Annotated in this window: 21 protein-coding genes and 1 riboswitch; of the genes, 10 read left to right on the top strand and 11 right to left on the bottom strand. The window is 72.2% G+C overall.

The annotated features are described in order from the left end of the window. Positions 1-44 precede the first annotated feature (44 nt). Positions 45-1,802, bottom strand: coding sequence for a 2-isopropylmalate synthase (gene leuA / locus AC6CCG_RS29085; RefSeq protein WP_496658280.1), 1,758 nt, complete (start codon positions 1,800-1,802; stop codon positions 45-47). Between the two features lie 164 nt (positions 1,803-1,966). Next, positions 1,967-2,857 carry a hypothetical protein gene (locus AC6CCG_RS29090; protein WP_496658281.1) on the bottom strand — a complete coding sequence of 297 codons (891 nt, stop codon included), beginning with the start codon at positions 2,855-2,857 and terminating at the stop codon, positions 1,967-1,969. Positions 2,858-2,970: 113 nt separating this feature from the next. Then, positions 2,971-3,073, top strand: a riboswitch (SAM riboswitch). 46 nt (positions 3,074-3,119) lie between these two features. On the opposite strand from AC6CCG_RS29090, the gene AC6CCG_RS29095 reads away from it, so the two are divergent. After that, positions 3,120-4,484, top strand: a complete 1,365-nt coding sequence (locus AC6CCG_RS29095) for an aminotransferase class V-fold PLP-dependent enzyme (protein WP_496658282.1) — start codon at positions 3,120-3,122, stop codon at positions 4,482-4,484. A 112-nt stretch (positions 4,485-4,596) separates the two neighbouring features. Here AC6CCG_RS29095 and AC6CCG_RS29100 read toward each other — a convergent pair whose 3' ends face one another. Beyond that, a complete protein-coding gene (locus tag AC6CCG_RS29100; protein ID WP_496658283.1) occupies positions 4,597-4,983 on the bottom strand; it encodes a DUF5130 family protein in 387 nt (128 codons plus the stop codon). Further along, positions 4,970-5,278, bottom strand: coding sequence for a hypothetical protein (locus tag AC6CCG_RS29105; protein WP_496658284.1), 309 nt, complete (start codon positions 5,276-5,278; stop codon positions 4,970-4,972). Before AC6CCG_RS29105 ends, AC6CCG_RS29100 begins: the two co-directional genes overlap by 14 nt. A gap of 88 nt (positions 5,279-5,366) precedes the next feature. Here AC6CCG_RS29105 and pyrR point away from each other — a divergent pair, with 88 nt between their 5' ends. The 9 genes from pyrR (at position 5,367) to AC6CCG_RS29150 (ending at position 12,854) form a co-directional block, all read left to right on the top strand. Beyond that, entirely contained in the window at positions 5,367-5,903 is a 537-nt protein-coding gene (gene pyrR / locus AC6CCG_RS29110) for a bifunctional pyr operon transcriptional regulator/uracil phosphoribosyltransferase PyrR (protein ID WP_496658383.1), read from the top strand. Further along, the gene (locus tag AC6CCG_RS29115; protein ID WP_496658285.1) at positions 5,903-6,862 is read left to right on the top strand and encodes an aspartate carbamoyltransferase catalytic subunit; all 960 of its coding nucleotides are present in this window, start codon (positions 5,903-5,905) and stop codon (positions 6,860-6,862) included. Before pyrR ends, AC6CCG_RS29115 begins: the two co-directional genes overlap by 1 nt. Beyond that, positions 6,862-8,127 carry a dihydroorotase gene (locus AC6CCG_RS29120; protein WP_496658286.1) on the top strand — a complete coding sequence of 422 codons (1,266 nt, stop codon included), beginning with the start codon at positions 6,862-6,864 and terminating at the stop codon, positions 8,125-8,127. The genes AC6CCG_RS29115 and AC6CCG_RS29120 overlap by 1 nt, the downstream gene beginning before the upstream one ends. Positions 8,128-8,193: 66 nt before the next feature. Beyond that, positions 8,194-9,087 (top strand): hypothetical protein, encoded by an 894-nt coding sequence (locus AC6CCG_RS29125; protein WP_496658287.1) that lies wholly within the window; start codon positions 8,194-8,196, stop codon positions 9,085-9,087. Continuing rightward, complete coding sequence (locus AC6CCG_RS29130; RefSeq protein WP_496658288.1) at positions 9,084-9,965, top strand: LLM class flavin-dependent oxidoreductase; 882 nt, start codon at positions 9,084-9,086, stop codon at positions 9,963-9,965. Before AC6CCG_RS29125 ends, AC6CCG_RS29130 begins: the two co-directional genes overlap by 4 nt. Before the next feature lies 1 nt (position 9,966). Beyond that, positions 9,967-10,329: a VOC family protein gene (locus tag AC6CCG_RS29135; RefSeq protein WP_496658289.1), complete on the top strand. Its 363-nt coding sequence runs from the start codon at positions 9,967-9,969 to the stop codon at positions 10,327-10,329. Positions 10,330-10,375: 46 nt separating this feature from the next. Next, on the top strand, positions 10,376-11,116 hold the full coding sequence (locus tag AC6CCG_RS29140) for an AraC family transcriptional regulator (RefSeq protein WP_496658290.1): 741 nt from the start codon (positions 10,376-10,378) through the stop codon (positions 11,114-11,116). A gap of 35 nt (positions 11,117-11,151) precedes the next feature. After that, on the top strand, positions 11,152-12,102 hold the full coding sequence (locus tag AC6CCG_RS29145) for an ABC transporter substrate-binding protein (protein WP_496658291.1): 951 nt from the start codon (positions 11,152-11,154) through the stop codon (positions 12,100-12,102). Between the two features lie 119 nt (positions 12,103-12,221). After that, on the top strand, positions 12,222-12,854 hold the full coding sequence (locus AC6CCG_RS29150) for a mechanosensitive ion channel family protein (RefSeq protein ID WP_496658292.1): 633 nt from the start codon (positions 12,222-12,224) through the stop codon (positions 12,852-12,854). Here AC6CCG_RS29150 and AC6CCG_RS29155 read toward each other — a convergent pair. The 7 genes from AC6CCG_RS29155 to AC6CCG_RS29185 all read right to left on the bottom strand — a co-directional run bounded on the left by AC6CCG_RS29155 (position 12,833) and on the right by AC6CCG_RS29185 (position 22,171). Next, positions 12,833-14,551 (bottom strand): ABC transporter ATP-binding protein, encoded by a 1,719-nt coding sequence (locus AC6CCG_RS29155; RefSeq protein ID WP_496658293.1) that lies wholly within the window; start codon positions 14,549-14,551, stop codon positions 12,833-12,835. The genes AC6CCG_RS29150 and AC6CCG_RS29155 overlap by 22 nt on opposite strands. Continuing rightward, complete coding sequence (locus tag AC6CCG_RS29160; protein WP_496658294.1) at positions 14,548-16,197, bottom strand: ABC transporter ATP-binding protein; 1,650 nt, start codon at positions 16,195-16,197, stop codon at positions 14,548-14,550. The genes AC6CCG_RS29155 and AC6CCG_RS29160 overlap by 4 nt, the downstream gene beginning before the upstream one ends. After that, positions 16,194-18,206 (bottom strand): prolyl oligopeptidase family serine peptidase, encoded by a 2,013-nt coding sequence (locus AC6CCG_RS29165; RefSeq protein ID WP_496658295.1) that lies wholly within the window; start codon positions 18,204-18,206, stop codon positions 16,194-16,196. The genes AC6CCG_RS29160 and AC6CCG_RS29165 overlap by 4 nt, the downstream gene beginning before the upstream one ends. An 87-nt stretch (positions 18,207-18,293) precedes the next feature. Further along, complete coding sequence (locus AC6CCG_RS29170; RefSeq protein WP_496658296.1) at positions 18,294-18,428, bottom strand: SapB/AmfS family lanthipeptide; 135 nt, start codon at positions 18,426-18,428, stop codon at positions 18,294-18,296. A gap of 14 nt (positions 18,429-18,442) precedes the next feature. Further along, a complete protein-coding gene (lanKC, locus tag AC6CCG_RS29175) occupies positions 18,443-21,013 on the bottom strand; it encodes a class III lanthionine synthetase LanKC (RefSeq protein ID WP_496658297.1) in 2,571 nt (856 codons plus the stop codon). Positions 21,014-21,119: 106 nt separating this feature from the next. Then, positions 21,120-21,272 (bottom strand): hypothetical protein, encoded by a 153-nt coding sequence (locus AC6CCG_RS29180; RefSeq protein ID WP_496658298.1) that lies wholly within the window; start codon positions 21,270-21,272, stop codon positions 21,120-21,122. Then, a complete protein-coding gene (locus AC6CCG_RS29185) occupies positions 21,269-22,171 on the bottom strand; it encodes an alpha/beta fold hydrolase (RefSeq protein WP_496658299.1) in 903 nt (300 codons plus the stop codon). Before AC6CCG_RS29185 ends, AC6CCG_RS29180 begins: the two co-directional genes overlap by 4 nt. Positions 22,172-22,176 lie beyond the last annotated feature (5 nt).

Below are 22,176 nucleotides of genomic sequence, written 5' to 3' on the forward strand. Positions count from 1 at the left end.
GGGGTTTCGGTCCCCCCCCCCCCCCCCCGCCCCTTCGCGTTTCGTCAGCGGTGCGCCCGGTTGATCGCCGAGGTGACCGCGCGGAGGGAGGCGGTGACGATGTTGGCGTGGATGCCGACACCCCAGACCACCCGTGCGTCCTCGCCCTGACCGACCTCGGCCTCGACGTAGGCCGCGGCCATCGCGTCGCCGCCGGAGGAGAGCGCGTGCTCGGCGTAGTCCAGCACCCGGACCTTGTAGCCGAGGGCGGACACCGCGTCGACGTAGGCCGACACCGGGCCGTTGCCGTCGCCGCCGACCTCCTTCACCTCGCCGCGGTCGATCACCCAGGCGGAGACCGTGTCGCCGGCCTCGCTGCTGGTCGCGCCGATCACATGATCAAGATGCAGCGGCGCCTCGGGGTCCAGGTATTCGCTGGAGAAGATCTCCCACAGCACGTCCGGCGTCATCTCGCCGCCGGCGGAGTCGGTCCGGGTCTGGACCACCTGGGAGAACTCGATCTGCAGCCGACGGGGCAGGTCGAGGGCGTGCTCGCTCTTCATGATGTAGGCCACGCCGCCCTTGCCCGACTGGGAATTGACCCTGATCACGGCCTCGTACGTACGCCCGACGTCGTGCGGGTCGATCGGCAGGTAGGGCGCCTCCCAGGCGATCTCGGAGACCTCGATCCCCTGCGCCTCGGCCTTCGACTCCAGATCCTCCAGGCCCTTCTTGATCGCGTCCTGGTGGGACCCGGAGAAGGCGGTGTACACCAGGTCGCCCGCGTACGGATGGCGCGGATGGACCGGCAGGTTGGTGCAGTACTCCACCGTGCGACGGATCTCGTCGATGTCGGAGAAGTCGATCTTGGGGTCGATGCCCTGCGAGAACAGGTTCATGCCCAGCGTGACCAGGTCGACGTTGCCGGTACGCTCGCCGTGGCCGAACAGGCAGCCCTCGACCCGGTCGGCACCGGCCATCAGGGCCAGCTCGGTCGCGCCGACGGCGGTGCCGCGGTCGTTGTGCGGGTGCAGGCTGATCGCGACGTGCTCGCGGTTGCGGACGTTGCGGCCGAACCACTCGATCAGGTCCGCGTACGTGTTCGGGGTGGACATCTCCACCGTCGCCGGCAGGTTCAGGATGATCTCCCGGCCCTCACCCGGCTGCCACACGTCCATCACGGCGTTGCAGACCTCGACCGCGAACTCCGGCTCGGTGCCGGTGAAGATCTCCGGCGAGTACTGGTACCCGAACTCGACGTCGCCCAGGTGCTGCTCGGCGTACTTCACGACCAGCTCGGTGCCGCGGGTGGCCAGCGCCAGGCACTCCGCCTTGTCGATCTTGAAGACGACCCGCCGGAACAGCGGCGCGGTCGCGTTGTAGAGATGGATCGTCGCGGTCTTGGCACCGACCAGGGACTCGGCGGTCCGCTCGATCAGGTCCTCCCGGGCCTGGGTCAGCACCGAGATCGTGACGTCCTCGGGGACCCGCTCCTCGGTGATCAACTGGCGGACGAAGTCGAAGTCGGTCTGGCTCGCCGACGGGAAGCCGACCTCGATCTCCTTGTAGCCCATCCGCACCAGCAGCTCGAACATCCGGAGCTTCCGGGCGGGCGTCATCGGGTCGATCAGGGCCTGGTTGCCGTCCCGCAGATCGGTCGACAGCCAGCGCGGGGCCTTGGTGATCTGCTGCTCCGGCCAGGTGCGGTCGGGCAGGGCGATCGGGGTGTACGCGCGATAACGCTGGAACGGCATCGGGCTGGGCTGCTGCACCGGTACGGACTGGGGACGGGTCGCGCCGACCGGGGTGGTGTTGCTGGTCATGAAAGGTTCCTCGCTGCTGGGTGAACTCCTGTTCGGCTGGACGCACGAACTCCGCAGCGAGGGTGCCAGCCCTTAGCGGGCCTCGCTGCGGCAGCGAAGGAGGAGCGACCAGAGGGTCATGGCGCCCACTGTAGCCACACCGACCCGGATTTGGCCACCCGGCCTCAGCGGCGCCGCCGGCGGGCCAGCAGCCGGTTCAGCAGGACCCCGACGACGACCAGGCCGACCAGCACGGCGATGACGACCAGGCCGCTGGACGGATTGCTGATCGTGAAGGCCGTGATCCAGAAGATCACGGTGGCGCCGATCAGGCAGCCCGCGACGGCCGACAGCGCCTTGTTGCCGGGCGGCGACTGGGGGGTCAGCTCCAGCCGCCGGCTCGGGTGCACGGCACCGGACTCGTACACGTCGGCGAGGTCGGCCAGTTGGTTCAGAGTGCGGGTGGAATCCCAACCAGGCAAGGGACCCGGCACGGCGATCTCGAAGCCGTCACCGGCGAAGGTGATCATCGACCGCCCCTCCGGGTGGGCCAGCAGCCAGTCGATCACCGCCGGCGGCACGGCGCCGGCGACGCTCGCCGGATCGGCGGCCAGCACTTGGAACTGTTCGTCGAAGCGGCTGTGCCCGGTCGCGACCTCGGTCAACCCGCCGAAGAACATCGTCGGCAGGCCGAGGGCTCGGGAGACGATCTTCAACGGCACCGTCTGCGGTCCGAGCACCTGGATCGAGTGATGCACGACCCGGCTCGTCGAGCCGTTGGACACCGTCTGCGTCGAATACTCCAGCAGGACCACCCGGCGGCCGCGGTACTCGGCGGCGAAGGCGTAGTCGAACGGCTTGCCGGTCCCGGTGTACGAAGCGCCGGTCAGTGGGTCGGCCACCCGCCCGAACGGCAGCCCAAGTTCCGCGGTGAACCAGCGTGCGCCGAGCCGGCGGCCGAGGTCGTCACACTCGGCGCGCAACCGGCGCTTGCGGCGCAGGCTGGCGACGGCGATCCCGACGAACCCGATCACGAACCCGCAGACGATGATCAATGCGGAGATGCCCTGATCCATGGCGGTCACCCTAGCGACCGGGCAGTCTCATAAATCGGACACCCTTCTCAAAATGTGGCCAATCGGCTTGCGTCGCCGCGGTGCCGTCGGCTGCAATGGTCGGCAGCAGTACGTGTGACGAGTACCAGCGTTCAGCCCCGGCTTGCTGGTCGGCAACCCTCCTCCGCGGCGGGGTGCCCCGGGTGAACACACGGCCACCCTTGGCAAGCGCGGGCCGTACCGGAAGATCGTCCGAGGCCCCACGACCGTGAGGAGTCCGGCGATGTCCGTCGTCATCGAATCCCGTACCGCCACCGACCTGCGGTGTCTGCCGTCGATCGCTCCGCTGCGTACGGTGAGCGGCGCCGACCTCGTGGTCCCGCTGGTGAACGGCGATGCCACGCCGTACGTGAACCTCGACTACGCCGCCAGCGCGCCGGCCCTGACCGAGGTGCTGGACGAGCTCGGCCGGGCCCTGCCCTACTACGCGTCGGTGCACCGCGGCGCCGGCTACGCGTCGGCCGCCAGCACCACCGCGTACGAGCAGGCCCGCCGGACCGTCGCCGCGGCGACCGGGGCCCGCGCCGACGACCACGTGATCTTCACCCGCAACACCACCGACGCCCTGAACCTGCTGGCCCGGGCGGTCGCGGCCGACCTCGACGTGGTCTGCCTCGACATCGAGCACCACGCGAACCTGCTGCCCTGGCAGCAGCGCGGCGCGACCGTGCTCACCGCCCGCCCGACCATCGCCGCGACCCTCGACCTGCTGGCCGCCGAGCTCGCCCGGCCCGAGGTCGGCCTGCTCGCGATCACCGGCGCCTCCAACGTGACCGGCGAGACGCTGCCACTGGACCGGATCGCCGAGCTGTGCCGGCGGACCGGGACCCGGCTCGCCGTCGACGGGGCCCAGCTGGTGCCGCACCGGGACGTGGACCTGGCCAGCACCGGGATCGACTACCTGGCCTTCTCCGGCCACAAGACCTATGCCCCGTTCGGCGCCGGGGTCCTGGTCGGCCGGTCCGACTGGCTGGACACGGCGCCGCCCTACCTGGCCGGCGGCGGTGCGGTCCGCCGGGTCCGTACCGACGACACGGAGTGGACCACCGGCCCGGCCCGACACGAGGGCGGCACCCCGAACGTACTCGGCGCGGTCACCCTGGCCGCGGCCTGCCGCACCCTCACCGGCCTCGGCCGGCTGCGCCGGGACCGGCACGAGCGGGCGCTGACCGACCGGCTGCGGGCCGGGCTCACCCAGGTGCCGGGCGCGCGGCTGCTGCGGATCTTCGACGACAGCACCGACACCGTCGGCATCGTCGCGTTCACGATCGAGGGTTTCGACGCGGGGTTGGTGGCGGCCTACCTGTCGGCCGAGCACGGCGTCGGGGTCCGGGACGGCAAGTTCTGCGCCCATCCGCTGCTGAACCGGCTGGGCTGCGCCGACGGGGCGATCCGAGTCAGCGTCGGGCTGGGCTCCTCGTCAGCCGATGTCGATGCCCTGCTGACCGGCCTGCACCGGCTGATCACGGACGGCCCGAGCTGGAGCTACGGCGAGGTGGACGGACGGATTCAGCCGGTGCCCGACCCACGCCCGGCGCCGGACTGGTTGCCCGAGCTGGAGACCGGAGGCACCGGCTGCCGCGGCTGACGTCACAACTCTCCCTGAGCTTGTCGAAGGGCACGGCATGACCTGGCTTGGCCCTTCGACAGGCTCAGGGCACTGGACTGCGGCCCTTCGACAGGCTCAGGGCACCGAGGTGTCAGGGGTTGACGTGCAGCGTGCGCGGCTTGCGGGCCGCCTCGCCGAGCTGCTGGATGCCGAGCACCAGGCCACCGACGATGTCGCCGCCGGCGAACGAGGACTGCATGCTCGCCGCGGCCAGCCGGCATTCAAGATCATCCAGCGTACGCCGCGCCTCGGCACCGGTGACGATCTCGAGCGCCCGGAAGCCGGGGTCGCAGAGCACCAGGACCGAATGGCGCGGGTCGTCGAGCCCGGCGTGCAGCCGCTCGGCGTACCGCCGGGAATCCTCCTCGGCGACGCCGATGAAGACGGAGAAGGTCAGCCCGGACACCGACTCGGCGTTGGCGACCGCCTGCTCGATCCGGTGCAGCTGCTGCGGGGTCAGATCGTTACCAGCGGGCACTTGCGCCTCCGACCTCGGCCGCCGGGGCGGCGGGCAGTTCACCGGCGGTGGCGCCCTGTTCCAGTTGAGCCGGTTCGGCACCGCGACCGAGCCAGATCGGCTCGGTGACCGCGAGCGACTGCCGCTGGTTGGCCCGGATCAGCGAGGGCGCCTTGCCCAGCGCGAAGATCGCCAGGAACACCAGCCCCGGGATGCCCACCAGCACGCCCAGCGTCTGCAGGACGGTCGGGTTCGCGACCTCGGGCCAGCCCGATAGCGTTTCGAGGGGCACTACCATGCTCAGCAGTTCACTCACGCCCCATACGGTAGTCGATCACGCCCCAGAAGGAGGCACCGTGTCCGACCGCGCAGCCGACGCGTCCGCGGCGGATTCCCGAGTGGTGATGGACGCCGAGCAGATCTCCCGGGCGTGTGCCCGGATGGCGCATCAGCTGCTGGAGGCGAACCGCGGCGCGGACGGTCTGGTGCTGCTCGGCATCCCGACCCGCGGCGTGCCGCTGGCCGAGCGGCTGGCCGAGGCGATCGCCGGCGTCGAGGGAGTCCAGGTCCCGGTCGGGGCGCTCGACATCACGCTCTACCGGGACGACCTGCGCCGCAACCCGACCCGGGCGCCGGCCCAGACCCGGCTGCCGGTGGACCTGGACGACACGACGGTGGTGCTGGTCGACGACGTCCTCTATTCCGGGCGTACGGTGCGCGCGGCGCTGGACGCGCTCGGTGATCTTGGTCGGCCCCGTGCGGTACGGCTCGCGGTGCTGGTCGACCGGGGGCACCGGCAGCTGCCGATCCGGGCCGATCATGTCGGCAAGAACCTGCCCACCGCGGCCAGTGAACGGGTCCAGGTGCGGCTCGCCGAACTCGACGGCGTGAACGAGGTCACGATCACCCGGGACTCGGGTGCGGAGGGGGAATCCGCCTGATGCGACATCTGTTGTCCGCAGCCGATCTCGATCATGACGAGATCGTCGAGATCCTCGATCTCGCCGAGGAGATGGCCCAGGTGCTGCACCGGCCGATCAAGAAGCTGCCGGCCCTGCGCGGCCGCACCGTGGTCAACCTGTTCTTCGAGGACTCGACCCGGACCCGGTCGTCGTTCGAGATCGCCGGCAAGTGGCTGTCCGCGGATGTGATCAACATCAGCGCCAAGGGATCCTCGGTGTCCAAGGGCGAATCGCTGCGCGACACGGTGCTCACCGTGGCGGCGATGGGCGTCGATGCTCTGGTGATCAGGCACCAGGCCTCCGGCGCGCCGCTGCAGGCCTCGCAGTGGATCGACGCGCACGTGATCAACGCCGGCGACGGGATGCACGAGCATCCGACCCAGGCCCTGCTGGACGCGTTCACCATCCGCCGCCACCTCCGGGAGCAGGATCCGGACACCGTGGACTTCACCGGCCGGACCGTCGCGATCGTCGGTGACATCACGCACTCCCGGGTCGCGCGCAGCAACGTGGCGCTGCTGCGCACGCTCGGGGCGAACGTGATCATCGTGGCCCCGCCGACCCTGCTGCCGTCCGGGATCGACAGCTGGCCGGTGGAGGTCTCGACCGACCTCGACGCGGTGCTGGACCGGGCCGACGTGATCATGATGCTGCGGGTGCAACGGGAACGGATGTCCGGTGGCTACTTCCCCACCCCACGGGAGTACACGGTGTCGTACGGGCTCACCCGGGACCGGCTGGCCAAGCTCCGGCCGGGAGCAGCGATCTGCCACCCCGGCCCGATGAACCGCGGCCTGGAGATCTCCGCCGACGCGGCCGACGCCGCGAACTCGTTGATCTTGGACCAGGTCGCCGCCGGTGTCGCGGTCCGGATGAGCGTGCTCTACGAACTGCTCGGCGGCGCCGACGAGACCGTACCGACGAAGGAGCACGCCTGATGAGCTCGATCATGATCACCGGAGCCGACCTGGCCGGTTCCGGTCCGGGCGATTTGTTGATCATGGACGGGCAGTTCGCCGACCCGGACCGGGCGCCCGCCGACGTGCAGCGGTTCGACGCCGCCGGCCTGGTCGCGCTGCCCGGGCTGGTCGACCTGCACACCCATCTGCGCGAGCCGGGCCGGGAGGACGCCGAGACCGTCGAATCGGGTACGGCGGCCGCGGCCCGGGGCGGCTTCACCGCTGTCCTGGCGATGGCCAACACCGACCCGGTCACCGACACCGCCGAGGCCGCCGCGCACGTGGCCGCTCTCGGCCGGCGGGCCGGCCACACCCAGGTGGTCCCGGTCGGCGCCGTCACCAAGGGCCTGGCCGGCGCCGAACTCGCCGAGCTCGGCCTGATGGCCCGGTCGGCGGCCGGGGTCCGGGTGTTCTCCGACGACGGCCACTGTGTCGGCGACGCGCGGCTGATGCGCCGGGCGCTCGAATACGTACGGGCGTTCGGCGGCGTGATCGCCCAGCACGCCCAGGATCCACGGCTGGCCGGGCCGGACGCCTGCTGCCACGAGGGCGAGATCTCCGGCCGGCTCGGGCTGGCCGGCTGGCCGCCGGCGGCCGAGTCGACCATCGTCGCGCGGGACGTCGAGCTGGCCGAGCTGACCCGGTCCCGGGTGCACGTCTGCCACGTGTCCACCGCCGAGACGGTCGAGGTGCTGCGCTGGGCGAAGCGGCGCGGCATCGCCGTGACGGCCGAGGTGACGCCGCACCACCTGCTGCTCACCACGGACCTGGTCACCGGCTACGACCCGATCTACAAGGTCAATCCGCCGCTGCGGCCGAGCGAGCACGTGACGGCCCTGCGGGAGGCGCTGGCCGACGGCACCATCGACGCGGTCGCCACCGACCACGCGCCGCACGCCCGGCACGACAAGGAGCACGCGTTCCCGGACGCCGCGTTCGGCATGGTCGGGCTCGAGACCGCGCTCGGCGTGGTGCTGGAGACGATGCTGGACGCCCTCGGCTGGACCGGGGTCGCCGACCGGCTGTCCGTGGCGCCCGCCCGGATCGCCGGCCTGACCGGGCAGGGCCGGGCCCTCGCCCCGGGCGAGCCGGCCAACCTGGTGCTGGTGGACCCGTCGGCACGGCGGGTGGTCGACGCGGCCGACTCGGCCTCGCTGTCCCGGAACAACCCCTGGCACGGCCTGGAGCTGCCGGACCCGGTCGTCGCGACGTACTGGGACGGGAACCAGACCTACCGCCGGTGACCGACCCGGCGAGGCTGTCCGATTTGTGAAATACGGGGGCCGGGACCGGGACCTAGCGTCGAGGACATGAGTATCGACCTTGTCGCTGCGGAGCGTTTCCTGCACACCCACGCGCGGCTGCTGGAGCGGCAGCTCTTCGCCGCGCTCGTCCACGGCGCGCCGGACGAACCGGTCCGGGCCGCGCTGCGGGCCTTCCAGAACCCGGACGGCGGCTTCGGCCACGGCCTGGAACCCGACGTCCGCGGACCGGACAGCCAACCGTCCGCGGTCCGTACCGCGTTGACCGTGCTGGCCGACCTCGACGCCCTTGACGATCCGATCACCGAACGGGCGGCGGACTGGCTGCTGACGGTCAGCGGCCCCGACGGCGGCGTGCCGACCGTGCTGCCCAGCGCCACCGCCCACCCGCGCGCACCGTGGATGCAGCCGCAGCCCGAGAGCGGCTTCCTGACCTATGCCCTGACCGGGCTGCTCTGGCAGTCGGGGCTCGACCACCCCTGGCTGAGGTCCGCGACCGAGTGGTGCTGGGCCAGCCTGGCCGCGGACCCCGACCCGGCCGGCTACACCGTGAAGTTCGCGCTCGACTTCCTCGATTCCGTACCGGATCCGCGGCGGGCCGCCGAGGCCGTCGAACGGCTCCGGCCGGCCCTCGCCGCCGACGGCACCCTGCCCATCCCGGGCGGCACCGACGGCGAACGGGTGCCGCCGCTCGAGCTGTCGCCGCGGCCCGACTCGCCGAGCCGGGCCCTGTTCAGCAACGAGCAACTGAACGCCGACCTCGACCGGCTGGAACACGATCAGCACGACGACGGTGGCTGGGACGTCGACTACCTGCACTGGTGCCCGGCCCAGTCGCTGGAGTGGCGCGGCATCGCCACCGTGCAGGCCGTCGCGACGCTGGTCCGCAACGGCCGGCTGGAGCTGCCCGGCCGGCTGCTCGGTGTGGCGGGTGGATCATGAGGATCGGCGTCGGGCTGCCCGCCGCGGTCCCGGGTGCCCCGTTCGCCTTGCTCGGTGACTGGGCGGCCGCCGCCGAGGCGTACGGCTTCCGGCACGTCGCCGCCCTGGACCGACTCGTGTACGACAGCCTGGACCCGATCGTCGCGCTGGCGACGGCGGCGGGCCGGACCAGCAACGTCGAGTTGATCACCACGATCCTCGGCGTCCCGTACCGGCAGAACGCGGTGGTCCTCGCCAAGCAGTTGGCCTCGCTCGACCAGGTGGCCGGCGGGCGGTTCGTCGCCGGGCTGGCGTTGGGCGGCTGGCCGGAGGACTACACGGCCTCGGGTGTGCCGCTGCGCGGCCGGGGCGACCGGTTCGCCGACATGCTGGAGACCCTGCGCTGCGTCTGGGCCGGCAAGCTCGCCGGTGCCGCCGGACCGATGACACCGCAGCCGAGGTCAGGACCGCCGGTCCTGCTGGGCGCCCTGTCGCCGGCCGGGTTCGACCGGGTGGCGGTCTGCGCCGACGGCTGGATCGCGCCCTTCTTCGGCCTGCAGACCCTCCGCGACGGCATCGCCTCGACCCAGGCTGCCTGGCAACGCGCCGGCCGGGAGGGCCGGCCGCGCGTGATCACCGAGCGCTACTTCTGCCTCGGCCCGCGAGCCGACGACGTCGCCGCCGCCTATCTTGATCATTACTACGGAGCCGACTACCGGTCCGAGGTGCTGGCCGAGACGCTCACCACGCCGGCCCGGCTGCTCGAGGAACTCGACCGGATCGAGGCCACCGGCTGCGACGACCTGCTGCTCTTCCCCTGCACCGCCGACCAAGATCAACTGGACCGCCTCGCCGATGCCCTGGCGGCATCGCGCCACTTCACCGAACGGAGCCACTGACATGCCTCAGACCCACCACGCCATCGACTACGTCGAGATCCCGGCCCGCGACCTGGAGGCCTCCCGGGCGTTCTACGCCGCGGCCTTCGGCTGGACCTTCAACGACTACGGCCCCGCCTACGCCGGCATCCGCCGGCCGGGCGGCGACGACGAGGTCGGCGGGCTCGCCGCGACCGACGGCGACGTCGTGACCGGCAGCCCGCTGGTGCTGCTCTACTCCGATGATCTTGATGCCACCCTGGCCGCGATCAAGGACGCCGGCGGCACCATCGTCCGCGAGCCGTACCCGTTCCCAGGCGGTCGGCGGCTGCACTTCGCCGATCCGTCGGGCAACGAGCTCGGAGTCTGGGCGCACGCCGATTGAGCACGTACGATCGGCTTCGTACGCACCTCCCGACCGAGGGCGACCGATGACCTCGACCCAACACGCGTCACACGAGCCGGTGCCGTACCGCGAATATCCCGCGGTCCGCGGCCTGCAGCACCTGGTCTCCTGCCTCTGGGAGAACGATGTCACGCACCGGCAGCACACCGTGATCCCGGACGGCTGCGTCGACCTGATCTGGCTCGGCCGGCACGGGCTCGTCGTCGCCGGCGCAGACACCGGCCCGCGGCTGTCCGGGCCGATTCCGGGGCCGGTCTGCGGCATCCGGCTCCGGCCCGGCGCTGCCGGCGTGGTGCTCGGCCTGCCGGCCGCCGAACTCCGGGACCAGCTGGTGCCGGTCGAGCACGTCTGGCAGCGGTCCGGCCGGGAACTGGCCGAGACGATGGCCGAGGCCGACGTCGAGCGCCGGCTCGCGATCCTGACCGAGGCGGTGCTGGTCCGGCGCGGTACTCCTGATCCGGTTGTGGTCAGGGCCGCCGCGAAGCTCTCCGAACCGGGCGTCCGGGTGTCCGCGGCAGCGGCCGACCTCGGCCTCAGCGAGCGGCAGCTGAACCGCCGCCTGCTGAACTCCGTCGGCTACGGGCCGAAGATGCTGGCCCGGGTGGCGCGGCTGCGCCGACTGATCGCGGAGACCGAGCCGTCCTTGGCGCTGCGGGCCCTGGCGGCCGGGTACGCCAGCCAGGCCCACATGAACGAGGAGGTCCGCCGGCTGACCGGAGCGCCGGCCGGCCGGTTCCTCAAGGACGCCTCGCTCACCGCCGCCTGACCAGGACGAGATTGGTTAGGGTAACCTAACTGATTGTGATCAAGCTCTCCGCGCGCCCGAGCCGGCGCACCGTCCTCGGCGGCTTCGCGGCGGCCGCCGGCACCTCCCTGCTGGCGGCCTGCCAGCGGGAACTTCCGGCCGCGCCGCAGTCCCCCGCCGGCTCCCCGGCCACCCTCCGGGTGGTCACCCTCGATCCGTTCTCCACCCACAACCTGCTCGACTTCGGGCTGGCGCCGGTCGGTGCCCAGGAGGGGCTGGACCAGGCGGTCTTCCCCGAGCACCGGGAGCGCTACGCCGGGCTGCCGAAGGTCGGCAGCTACTTCGAGCCCGACTTCGAGGCGATCGCCGCCCTGAATCCCGAGCTGATCCTGGCCAGTTCCGGCCAACGGGAGTTCCGGGACCGGCTCGCCGAGCTGGCCCCGACCACCCTGATCACCGCCGAGTCCTCTTCGACCTGGCCGCAGGCCGCGCAGGAGGTGGCCGCCGCGACGGGCCGGCAGGCCGACCACGACCGGCTCCGGGCGGCGTACCTGGAGCGGTGCGCGGCGATCAAGCAGCAGCACACCGAGCCGCTCGGCCGGCTCCGCTGGGCCGTCGCCTGGCTGGCCACCGCCGACGGGTTCTCGGTCCGGCCGGCGAACAGCAACGGCGCCCAGGTGCTCGCCCTCGCCGGCGTACGGTTCGGCCGGCTGACCGAGCAGAACGACACCGGCAAGGACGTCAAGCTGTCCTGGGAGGCGGCGGACCGGATCGCCGACGCCGACGTGATCTGCCTGCCCGGCCGTACCGACGGCAGCAAGGATCCGGCCACCGAACTCGCCCTTGCCCAACCCGCCTTCCGTGCCCTCCCCGCCGTCCGCGCCGGCCGGGTCGCGATCCTCAACCACATCACTCCCGGCTCGTACCGCAACGCCACCGCCCTCGCCGACGAACTGGCCACCTACCTGACCTCCGCCGAGATCGAGGTCAGCGCGTCCACTCGATGAACCCCGACCTGCCCGGGCCGCGGACGAACCCCAACTGCTCACCGGGCCGAGCCGACGCACCTGCCCACCCCATCGACCGCGCGAACAGCGGCGCGGTGCGGCGCGGCTAGTCTGGCTCGGTGCCCGACTGGTTTCCGAAGGACTTCGCCGAGGTGGTGGTGTTCGCGCCGCTGCGGATCGCGTTCCTGATCATCGTCGCGTTCGTCGTGCGCTATGTGGCGCACCGGCTGATCGACCGGACGATCCGGAAGTCGATCAACGCCACGCCGCGGCAGCGGAACCGGGCGATCGAGGCGCTGACGGTGCCGGCCCGGCTGCCGGCCGAGCGGCGGGCGCAGCGGATCCAGGCGCTGGGATCGCTGACCAAGAGCGTCACCACGGTCGTGATCCTGGTGATCACGGTGATCATGATCTTGACCGAGCTCGGTTTCAACGTGACGACGATCATCGCCGGTACGTCGCTGATCGGGGTGACGCTGGCGTTCGGGCTGCAGAACATCGTCAAGGACTTCCTGTCCGGCGTGTTCATGCTGATCGAAGATCAACTCGGGGTCGGCGACTTCGTCGACATGGAGAAGGCGTCCGGAACGGTCGAGGAGATCGGGCTCCGGGTGACCCAGTTGCGCGACGACGACGGCACGGTCTGGTACGTCCGCAACGGCGAGGTGCTCCGGGTCGGCAACTACTCCCAGGGCGGGCCCGGCCGGCCGCCGGAACCGGCCGAGGCGGATCAGCCGGACGAGGCGGCGTAACGGTCGGGAACGGCCGGCGGCTGCCAGAACCCGATCAGGTCGCGATACAGGGGTGATCGCCGCAGCAGCGAGTCATGATCACCGAGCACGGTACGGTCGCCGTCCAGGACCAGGATCCGCTTCGCCCGCAGCGCCGAGGTCATCCGGTGGGCGACGACGATCAGCGGTCCGCGCGCTGCGAAGGCCTCCTCGGCCCGGCGCTCCGCCTCGGGGTCGAGATGACAGGTCGCCTCGTCGAGGACGGCCAGCGGCGCCGGGGACAGATAGGCCCGGACCAGGGCGATCAACTGCCGTTCGCCGGCCGACAGGTCGCCCGGGCGGATCTCGGCCGCGAGGCCGCCGAGCCGGTCGACCAGCCCCGTCGCACCGAGCCGCGCCGCCGCGGCCGAGATCTGGGCCGGCGTCGCCTCCGGCCGCAGATAGGCCAGGTTGTCGATCAACCGCCCGGAGAAGACGTACGCCTCCTGAGGGATCAGCACCCGCCGGCCGGCCAGCAGGGCGGGCGAAACCTCGGTCGGCGGCACGTCACCCAGCCGCACCAGCCCGGACGTCGGTTCGAGCAGGCCGCAGGCCAGCGCCGTCAGGGTCGACTTGCCGGCACCGCTGGGTCCGACCACGGCGAGATGATCATCGGGACCGACGGTCAGGTCCAGCCGGTCCAGGACCGGCTCGGCGTGCGGCCCGTACCCGAAGCTCACCCGGTCGAAGATCAACTCCGAGCCGGCCGGCACCCGCTCGGCGGCCCGCTCCGGCGGCGCGCCGGCGTCGAGGATCCGGCGGAGCGTCACCACGTACCGCAGCCCGCTGTCGCCCAACGCGGACAGCATGGTGTTCAGGGCCGGCTGCAGCCCGAGCAGGACGTAGGTCAGGCCGCCCAGCAGAACGCCCGGAGTGAGGCCGCGCGAGACCAGCCACGGCCCCGCCCCGAGCAGGATCACCAACGGCAGCCAGCCGCCGACGGCGAAGCAGGCCATCCGCAGCGCCGCGATCCGGGCCTGGTCGCGCTCGGCCCGGGCGTGCGCCTCGATCGGGGCACCGACCAGGCCGGCCGCATAGTCCTCGGCCCCGGACCCGGTCACGTCCCGGACCGCGGCGAAGACCGAGCCCGCGGCGGCGGTCAGGTCTTCGTCGGCGCGGATCGACCGGCCCAGCCGGCGCGCCGCCGGACCGAGCACGGCGAACGAGGCTGCGAACCCGAGCAGGAACGGGACCAGGACCAGGACGGCGATCAGCGGATCCAACGACAGCAGGCCGGTCAGCACGCCCAGCACGGTGATCACGAAGCCCCGCGCGGACAGCACCAGTCCGCCGTAGGAGTCCCGGACGATCTCCACCTGCCGGTTCAGCCGGGCCACGGCGCCGCCGTCCGCGCGCCCACCGGCCGAGCGGGCCAGCGCACCGGCCACCACGTGCCGGACCAGGTCGTCCCGGAACGGCTCGACCAGCCGGCCGAGGCTCCGGTACACCTGGCGGGCGCCGACCCCGCCCACGACCGCGGCGACGACCAGCCCGCCCAGCCAGGCCAGGCCGAGGCCCAGCTGTCCGGCCAGGAACGCGTCGGTGGCATGCGCCACGGCGACCCCGAACAGCGCGGTCGGCAGGATCTCCGGCACCGACCACAGGACCAGCCCGGCCAGCTGCCGGCGGGCCGATCGGCGACCGAGCGCGGCGAGTCCGTACCGCAGCGCCCGGATCATCCGAACACCTGCCGGTAGTCAGGGTCGGACCAGAGTTGATCATGGTGGCCGAACCCGCGCAACCGGCCGTCCTGCAGCCACACCACGAGATCGGCCCGGGCCGCGGTGCCGAGCCGGTGCGTGACGATCAGCCGGGTCCGGCGGTCGTCCGCGGCGAGCAGCGACCGGCCGATCTGCGCCTCGGTCAGGGAGTCGAGGCTCGATGTGGCGTCGTCCAGCACCAGCAGCCGCTCCGCCGGCCAGGCCCGGGCCAGCCCGAGCCGCTGGGCCTCGCCGCCGGACAGCGGCGCCGCCGCCAACGCGGTCCGATAGCCCTCCGGCAGTCGGCTGACGAAGGCGTGTGCGTTCGCCGCGCCGGCGACGGCCGCCGCTGCCGTCGAGGTACGGCCGACCAAGATCGACTCCTCGACGGTCCGGCCGAACAAGGCCGGACGCTCGAACGCGCAGCCGACCGCCCGGCGCAGGTCGGAACGGTCCAGGTCCGGCAGCGGCACCCCGTCCAGCAGGATCCGGCCGCTGTCGGGATCACGAAGCCGTGCCGCGAGCGCCGCGACCAACGACTTGCCCGAGCCGCTCGGCCCGACCACGGCCACCCGGGACCCGCCCGGAAGATCAAGATCGAGTTCCGCCAGCCGCTCGGCACCGCCCGCCGTGACACCGACGCCGAGGAACTGCAGCCGCCCGGCGCCGGGCCCGAGAGCCCGCGTCCCATGCCCGACCGGTGCGATCGCCAGCACCGCGTCGGTGCGGAGGATGCCGGCGCGGGACCGGGCCAGCTCGCCGAACATGCCGGTCAGGCCGCCGAGCCCGGCTCCGAGCACCGCGTACTGCGCGGCCGCGAACAGGTCACCGGCACTGATCGCGCCGCCGGTCAGCCGGACCCCACCGACCGCCAGGACGGCGACCAGGATCAGCGGCCCGACGATCGCCGCCTGCGCCCCGGACCGGGCCAGCACGTCCCAGGTGAGCAGGCCGTGCCGGTGCAAGGTCCGCAGCGGCCGCAGGATCCGTCGTTGCTCGCGGTCCAGGGTGCCGGCCGCCGCGACGGTACGGATCCCGGCCAGCGTCTCGGAGAGCAGCGCGGCCAGCCGGCCCTGTGTCTCGGCGTAGGCCTGGCTGAGTCGGGTGGTCCGCAGTGTGAACAGCCAGAGCACCACGATCACCAGCGCCACCCCGGCAACGAAGGCCACCGCGAGCCACGGGTCGATCATGATCAACAACACCAGGCTGCCGACCGGCGGGATCACCGCGGCCAGCGCCGCCACCGCCGCCGGACCGGCCCGGGCCGCATCCGCCGCGTCCCCGGACACCCGGCTGACCAGGTCGCCGGAATCGTACGGCCGAGATCCTTCCGGGCCACCGTCGACCACGCGCCGCACCAGCCGGTGCCGCAGCCACGCCGTCGTCCCGGCCACGCAGGCGGTGTCGGCGAAGGCGTCGACCAGGTCGCAGACGACGGCCACCATGATCAGCCCGCCGGCCAGGGCCAGCCAGCCGCCGACGGAGTCCCCGGCCACGATCGCGTCGACCGCACGGCCGAGCACCGACGGCAGCGTCAGCGCGACCAGGCTGCCGGCCAGCGCGGCCAGGCCGATCACGGGCAGCCAGGCCCGGCCGTGCCGGACGACCGAGCCGAAGCCGCTCATGGCCTGGTCAGCCCCGTGTGGGCGCCGAGGAAGGCGAGCACGTCGGCGGCCAGCGCGACGCCGCCGCTGACCGTACCGCCGGTGTGGGAATCGCCCTCACTCCGCCGCAGCAGGACGGGACCGCCGGTCGTCGCCTGCTGCAGGGCGGCGCACATCTTGCGGGCGTGCAGCGGGTCCACCCGCTCGTCGTCGGCGGAGACCGTGAACAGCACGGCCGGATAGTCGACGCCGTCCTGCACCCGGTGGTACGGCGAGTACGCGAGCAGCCAGCCGAGCTGTTCGGGGTCGGTGGCCGAGCCGTACTCGGGGACCCAGGCCGGCCCGTGCCCGGACAACTCGTAGCGGACCATGTCGAGCACCGGCGAGGAGCAGACCGCCGCGGCGAACAACTCCGGCCGCCGGGTCAGCACGGCGCCGACGGTCAGTCCCCCGTTGGACTCGCCGAAGGCCGCCAGCCGGTCCGGCGCCGTCCAACCGTCCTTGATCAACTTCTCGGCGGCCGCCGTGAAGTCGTCGAAGACGTTCTGCTTGGCGGCCGCGGCACCCGCCCGGTGCCAGGCCTCGCCGCGCTCCGAGCCGCCGCGGGTCCGGACCGCCGCGAAGACGCCGCCGGCCTCGACCCAGGCCAGCGAGAACGCCGAGTAGGTCGGGATCAGCGACTGGCCGAAGCCCCCGTAGCCGTACAGGATCGTCGGCCGCGGCGCCTTCGGCTCCGGTCCGGACGGCGCGTGGACGGTCAGTCCGATGGCCGTGCCGTCGGGCGAGACGCACTCGAGCCGCCGGAGCTGGACGGGCGGCGTCCGGTCCAGCCCGGGCGGCCCGGCCCAGAGCTCGGATCGCCCGGTCCGGGCGTCGAACCGGTGGACCGCGGTCGGGGTGACGCTGTCGCAGTAGTCGTACCAAGCTTCGGGACCGCCCTCGGGCCGGGTGCTGATCGAGCCGACCGTGCCCGCGCCGGGCAGTTCGACCTCACCGACCCGGGAGCCGGACTCGCGATCATGGAGGCCGAGCTCGGCGATCCCGTCGACCGTGCGGCCGACCAGCAGCAGCGGCCGCGCTCCGTCCAGGAAGGCGATGTTGCTGAGCGGCGATTCGGGCTGCTCGGGCACCAGTTCGCGCCAGTGCTCGACGCCCGGCCGATGCGGATCGCCGACACAGATCCGCCCGGCGTCCGCGGCCAGCGTGGTCGCGACGTACAGCCGGCCGTCGGGTGCCACGGTGAGAACCGTCCTGGCGTCCAGCCCCTGCTGGACCGGAACGAGGCCCGGCCGTTCCAGCCGGCCGTCGGCGAGGTCGGCCAGCCACACGTCGTTACTGGTTCCGTACCCCTGGGAGATGATCAACCAGCGCCCGTCCCGGCTCAGTTCGAGGCCGTACGCAGCGGGGTCGCCGAGCACCACGGCCTCGTCGTCGGAGCCGAGCCGATGCAACAGCACCCGGCCGTTCCGGACGTAGTAGAAGGTCCGGCCATCCGGCAGCCAGCCGACCGGCGCATGGCGGCAGCCGTCCAGCGGCCGGTCGAGCGGCTCGCCGGTGGCGATGTCCGACAGGTGCAGCGTCCCTTCCTCGGCGCCCCCGTGCGACAACTGGTACGCCAGCAGCCGGCCGTCCGGGCTGACCTGCCAGGTGTCCAGCCGGGTCCGGCCGGACGGATCGAGCGCCACCGGGTCGATCAGGACCCGCTCACCCGCCGGGTCGGCCATGATCAACTTCGGCTGCTCCCGGCCGGGGTCCCGCCGCTCGAAGAACCGGCGGTCACCGCGCCAGGCCGGCACGGTGATCATGCCGACCGCGCTCAGTTCGGCCACCCGCCGCCGGAACCGGTACCGGTCCGGCAGCGCCGCCGCATGGGCGAACCAGAGCTGATCCTGGGCCGCGACCCAGGTCCGCGTTTGCTGATTCGCCGTATCCTCGAGCCAGCGGTAAGGGTCCGCCACCCGGCGACTGTGCAGGTCGTCGACGACGGTTCCTCGTTCGGCCTCGGGGTAGCTGCGCGTCTGCAGATGCATGATGCCCCTCCTACCGGACGTCCGCTGAGCGGTCCTGGACGGAACCGAGTTCCGTCCAGGACCCTCCCTGTGTGATCGACGGTTCGATCAGTGGCAGAGCAACAGGCTGAGCCCACTCGGACGGTAGGAACCGCAACCGAGCAGCGTCAGCGACGAGCCGCCGCCGTGACCGCCGCCGTAACCTCCGGGGGCATCGAGCCCCTGCAGATCGAGAAGCGCCATGTGTTTCACCTCCTTCAGGTCTCGTCGGTTCGGGTCCCTGGAGCGGACCCGAGGAACGGGAGCTGCACGGGTTCGTCGTGCAGCGCGGCCCCCAGCGCGAGCAGGACGCCCGCCGAGCCGGTGGCCAGGTCCATCGAGAGCCGGAGCAGCCGGTCGCCGGGGAACGCCAGCCCGTCCCGGTGCGGCACGGCGTGCCAGGCCAGCCCGCGGATCAGCCGGTCGGTGACCTCGTCGGGACGCCCGGGGCGCTCGTCGGCGGCGGCCATGATCAAGCCGGCCCGGCCGGCGAAGAGGCCCGGCTGGACGAAGTACTCCGACCGGGTGACCCGCTGCAGCGACACCAGCGCCTCGGCCAGCTCCGGGTCCGGGCGGTGCCGGAGGAACCGCCGCAACACGACGGCGATCCCGACCGAGCCCTCCTCGAGGTACGGCAGCGTGCGCCAGCCCTGGCTGACCTGGCGCGTCCCGTAGTCGTCGAGGACGCAGCGGCGCAGATCCTGGCGGAGCGCGATCTCGGCGAGCTCGAGCAGGCCTTGGTCCCCGCTCCTCTCGAAGCCGTGCAGGAAGAGCAGGGCCGCCCCCGACGATCCGTGCAGCAGTCCCGCCCGCGGGTTCCCCTCGCCGCTGATCTCCGGTACGTCGTCCGGGCCGCCGAGCCGGTCGGCGACGAAGTCGATCACCCGGGTGGCGTTGGCCACGAACGACGTCTCGCCGGTCCGGTGCCAGAAGTGTAGCAGGTTCAGGCCGATCCCGGCGAGGCCGGAGCGCAGGCCGAACTCGAGTCCGTCCAGCGGCTCGGTCAGGCTCAGCTCGATCGCGTCCAGCGCGTCCTCCCGGTGACCAAGATCATCGAGGACGTACGCCACGCCGGCCCGGCCGTCGTAGAAGCCGGTCCCCTTGATCGGCCCGAGCGCCCGGCGCCGCAGCCACGTCTCGTACTCCGCGAAGCGGCCGGCCCCGGTGTGGTGCAGCGCGTACAGCACGCCGGCGGCGCCGTGGGCGAACCCCAGCCCGCCGCCCGGCGTGAACTGCGCGATGTCGCCCGGGAAGAGCCGGTCGTCCCGGTCCGGCGTCGCGCTGCCGACGACGGCCCGCGCGAGCGCCTCCCGCACTTCCGGCCAACTGCCGCGGCCGGGCAGCGGCGGCCAGGGCTCGGCGGCCTCGGGCTCCTCGGCGGCCGGGCCGACGATCGTCCGGACCGCCTGCTCCAGCCAGGGCCTGGGCACCGGGAAGGTCTCCGCGATCAGGTCGGCCAGCTGCGCCGCCTTGCCCGGATGGAACGGCAGCAGCATCGTCGTCTCCGGCGCGAAGATCCCGATCCGCATGCAGGCCAGCGCGTACTCGTCGACCGCGATCCCCTGCCGGTCCGGCGGCGCCGAGTACCCGGGGTGGGCCAGCGCCGACCGGGCCTGCTCCTCCACGGCTGTGGCCACCTCGAAGTCGATCAGCACCAGCCGGTCCTCGGCGCCGATCAGCACGTTGTCCGGGTGCAGGTCGCAGAACACCACGCCTCGGCTGTGCAGGGCCGCCACCGCGACCTCGACCCGGTCCAGCACCGACCTGGCCCACGCCGCGTACGCCGTCAGGTCGGCCGGGTCCGGGTCCGGCCGGGTGAGCGGGAAGTCGTTGACGATCAGCCGCTGCAGCGGGTTCGCGTCGACGAACTCCTCGACCAGGAAGTGGTGCTCGCCCAGCGTGAAGCTGTCCAGCACGGCCGGTACCTCGGCGATCCCGGCCAGCCGCTCGAGGATCGCCTGCTCGTGGCCGATCCGGGCCACCGCGTCGCGGTTGTGCACGTCGAGCCCGGCGTGCGGTCGGCCCTCCTTGAGCACGACCATCCGGTCGCTCTCCTTGTGCCGGCCGAGGTAGACCCCGCCGCCGTTGGAGAACTGGATCACGCCTTCGATCAGGTACCGCAGCTCGGTGGTCGTGACGGCGTTGCGGGCGGCCAGGTGCGGCTCGAGGAAGCTGGGCAGCGGCGCCCACTCCGGCGGCGCGAAGACCGGCCGCCGGTTGTCCGGGACCAGTCGCCCGTCCGGGGCTTCGACGGCCAGCACGCGCTGGCCGGAATCGGAAAGGCAGTGCCGTTCGGCGAAGCCGCCGTACCGGACATACAACGGGCCCTCGGCATACCGGAGGTCGGATAAGACGTACGGACCCCGAACACCGGCCAGGAGATGATTGAGTTCCTTGAGCACCAACTCGAGTTGGGCGTCGTCGGCCGGATAGATCGTGACCAGTTTTCCGCTCGCCTCACGGTCCGCCGACTTCGAGTTGTACATCACGACGACGGGTTCGTTGCGAAGGAATTTGAACGGCACGCCCCGTTCGACGCAGTAATCCCAGACGACCTGGAGCGTCCGGTCGACGTCGGCCAGGCAGGCCGAGACGTGGATTTTCCAACCCTGGTTGGGAACCGACACTTCTGCCGGTGCGTAATTCATCCAGACTTCGGTGGCCTCGCGTTCCCACCCGGCCGGCAGTGGCCGGGTGCACAAGTCGAAGTCGGGATGTTCTGCGTCGCGATTCGTCGGTGTGTCATAGAAGAATCGGTCAGCAAGGCAATACAGAACATACTCATCCATGCAGCCCCCGCCCGAAGTTACTTCCCCCGCAGAAAGAGTAAGAGGCGCCAGAAAGGGTGTCAATCAGTTCCGCGCATTCAGTTCAAAACTTCTGCAACCCCTTTATTCACGGTTGATAAGAAGTACTGAAGTAGGGAATGGCCGATCGCTCCCCGGTGCCCCGCGAGCCAATGATGATCTTGAAGAAATCGACCATGATCAACATCGCTGGCCCCCGGTTCCCTGCCAGGTAAGGATGATCACCGCCGATCATGATCATGAATCGACGGCGCGGGCGAGGAAGCCGGACAGCCGGGCGGCGACCTCACCGGCCGGCTGGTACGGCAGCGAGTGGTGCGAGGCGTGCCCGATCACGGCCACCTCGGCCCCCGGCAGCCGGCGCAGCGCGGCCAGCCGGGTGCGCCGGGCGTCGTTCACCCGGGACATCCCGGCCAGCATGATCAGGGTCGGTGCGGCCAGGCTGCGCAGCTCGGCGGCGGTCGGCCGGTGCTGCAGCGGCGGCAGTTGCCGGGGCACCCCGGTCCCGGCCGCGAACAGTTCCAGCCAGTCCTCGTCGACCGGCACGCCGGCCGACTCCCAGCGCACCAGAGCCCGGGCCCGGCCGGGCGTCCCGGCCAGGGCCAGCGCCCATTCCCGGAACCGGTAGCCGGCCCGGGAGCGGCCGAAGCAGCCGACCGGGTCCAGCAGGGCCAGCGCGGCGACCCGGTCCGGGGCGGCGAGGGCGTACCGCAGCGCGAGCCAGCCGCCGCTGCCGTGCCCGGCGACGGCGGCCCGGTCGACGCCGCAACCGTCCAGGACCCCGGTCAGCCACTCCGACTGCTCGGCACCGGTCCGGATCGGCAGGTCGGCGCCGCCCAGCCCGGCCTCGCCGAGCCGGTCGATCGCGTAGATCCGGTAGCGCCGGGCGAGCTGTCCGGCGAGGGCGTACCAGATGGTGGAGGTGGCACCGGCTCCGTGCAACAGCACCAACGGCCAGCCGTCGGCCGGGCCGGCGACGGTGACGGCCGTGCGGCCGAACCGCGAGCCCAGATGCTCGGTCGTCGCGGCCGGCCAGCGGTCCAGCATCGCGTGGTAGCGGTAGAGGAAGCGGCGGTACGGGTCGCCGCGGTCCGGGTAACCGCGCAGCGTCGGCCAGCGCGTCGAGGGTGGCTGATCCATGATCA

Source organism: Microlunatus sp. YIM B11417 (assembly GCF_059617205.1).

What these genes read in the sequence shown, in the direction of transcription:
- leuA (WP_496658280.1), bottom strand. Translation starts at nt 1,802, where the DNA reads ATGACCAGCAACACCACCCCGGTCGGCGCGACCCGTCCCCAGTCCGTA.
- AC6CCG_RS29090 (WP_496658281.1), bottom strand. Translation starts at nt 2,857, where the DNA reads ATGGATCAGGGCATCTCCGCATTGATCATCGTCTGCGGGTTCGTGATC.
- AC6CCG_RS29095 (WP_496658282.1), top strand. Translation starts at nt 3,120, where the DNA reads ATGTCCGTCGTCATCGAATCCCGTACCGCCACCGACCTGCGGTGTCTG.
- pyrR (WP_496658383.1), top strand. Translation starts at nt 5,367, where the DNA reads ATGGACGCCGAGCAGATCTCCCGGGCGTGTGCCCGGATGGCGCATCAG.
- AC6CCG_RS29115 (WP_496658285.1), top strand. Translation starts at nt 5,903, where the DNA reads ATGCGACATCTGTTGTCCGCAGCCGATCTCGATCATGACGAGATCGTC.
- AC6CCG_RS29120 (WP_496658286.1), top strand. Translation starts at nt 6,862, where the DNA reads ATGAGCTCGATCATGATCACCGGAGCCGACCTGGCCGGTTCCGGTCCG.
- AC6CCG_RS29125 (WP_496658287.1), top strand. Translation starts at nt 8,194, where the DNA reads ATGAGTATCGACCTTGTCGCTGCGGAGCGTTTCCTGCACACCCACGCG.
- AC6CCG_RS29130 (WP_496658288.1), top strand. Translation starts at nt 9,084, where the DNA reads ATGAGGATCGGCGTCGGGCTGCCCGCCGCGGTCCCGGGTGCCCCGTTC.
- AC6CCG_RS29135 (WP_496658289.1), top strand. Translation starts at nt 9,967, where the DNA reads ATGCCTCAGACCCACCACGCCATCGACTACGTCGAGATCCCGGCCCGC.
- AC6CCG_RS29140 (WP_496658290.1), top strand. Translation starts at nt 10,376, where the DNA reads ATGACCTCGACCCAACACGCGTCACACGAGCCGGTGCCGTACCGCGAA.
- AC6CCG_RS29155 (WP_496658293.1), bottom strand. Translation starts at nt 14,551, where the DNA reads ATGATCCGGGCGCTGCGGTACGGACTCGCCGCGCTCGGTCGCCGATCG.
- AC6CCG_RS29160 (WP_496658294.1), bottom strand. Translation starts at nt 16,197, where the DNA reads ATGAGCGGCTTCGGCTCGGTCGTCCGGCACGGCCGGGCCTGGCTGCCC.
- AC6CCG_RS29165 (WP_496658295.1), bottom strand. Translation starts at nt 18,206, where the DNA reads ATGCATCTGCAGACGCGCAGCTACCCCGAGGCCGAACGAGGAACCGTC.
- AC6CCG_RS29170 (WP_496658296.1), bottom strand. Translation starts at nt 18,428, where the DNA reads ATGGCGCTTCTCGATCTGCAGGGGCTCGATGCCCCCGGAGGTTACGGC.
- lanKC (WP_496658297.1), bottom strand. Translation starts at nt 21,013, where the DNA reads ATGGATGAGTATGTTCTGTATTGCCTTGCTGACCGATTCTTCTATGAC.
- AC6CCG_RS29180 (WP_496658298.1), bottom strand. Translation starts at nt 21,272, where the DNA reads ATGATCATGATCGGCGGTGATCATCCTTACCTGGCAGGGAACCGGGGG.
- AC6CCG_RS29185 (WP_496658299.1), bottom strand. Translation starts at nt 22,171, where the DNA reads ATGGATCAGCCACCCTCGACGCGCTGGCCGACGCTGCGCGGTTACCCG.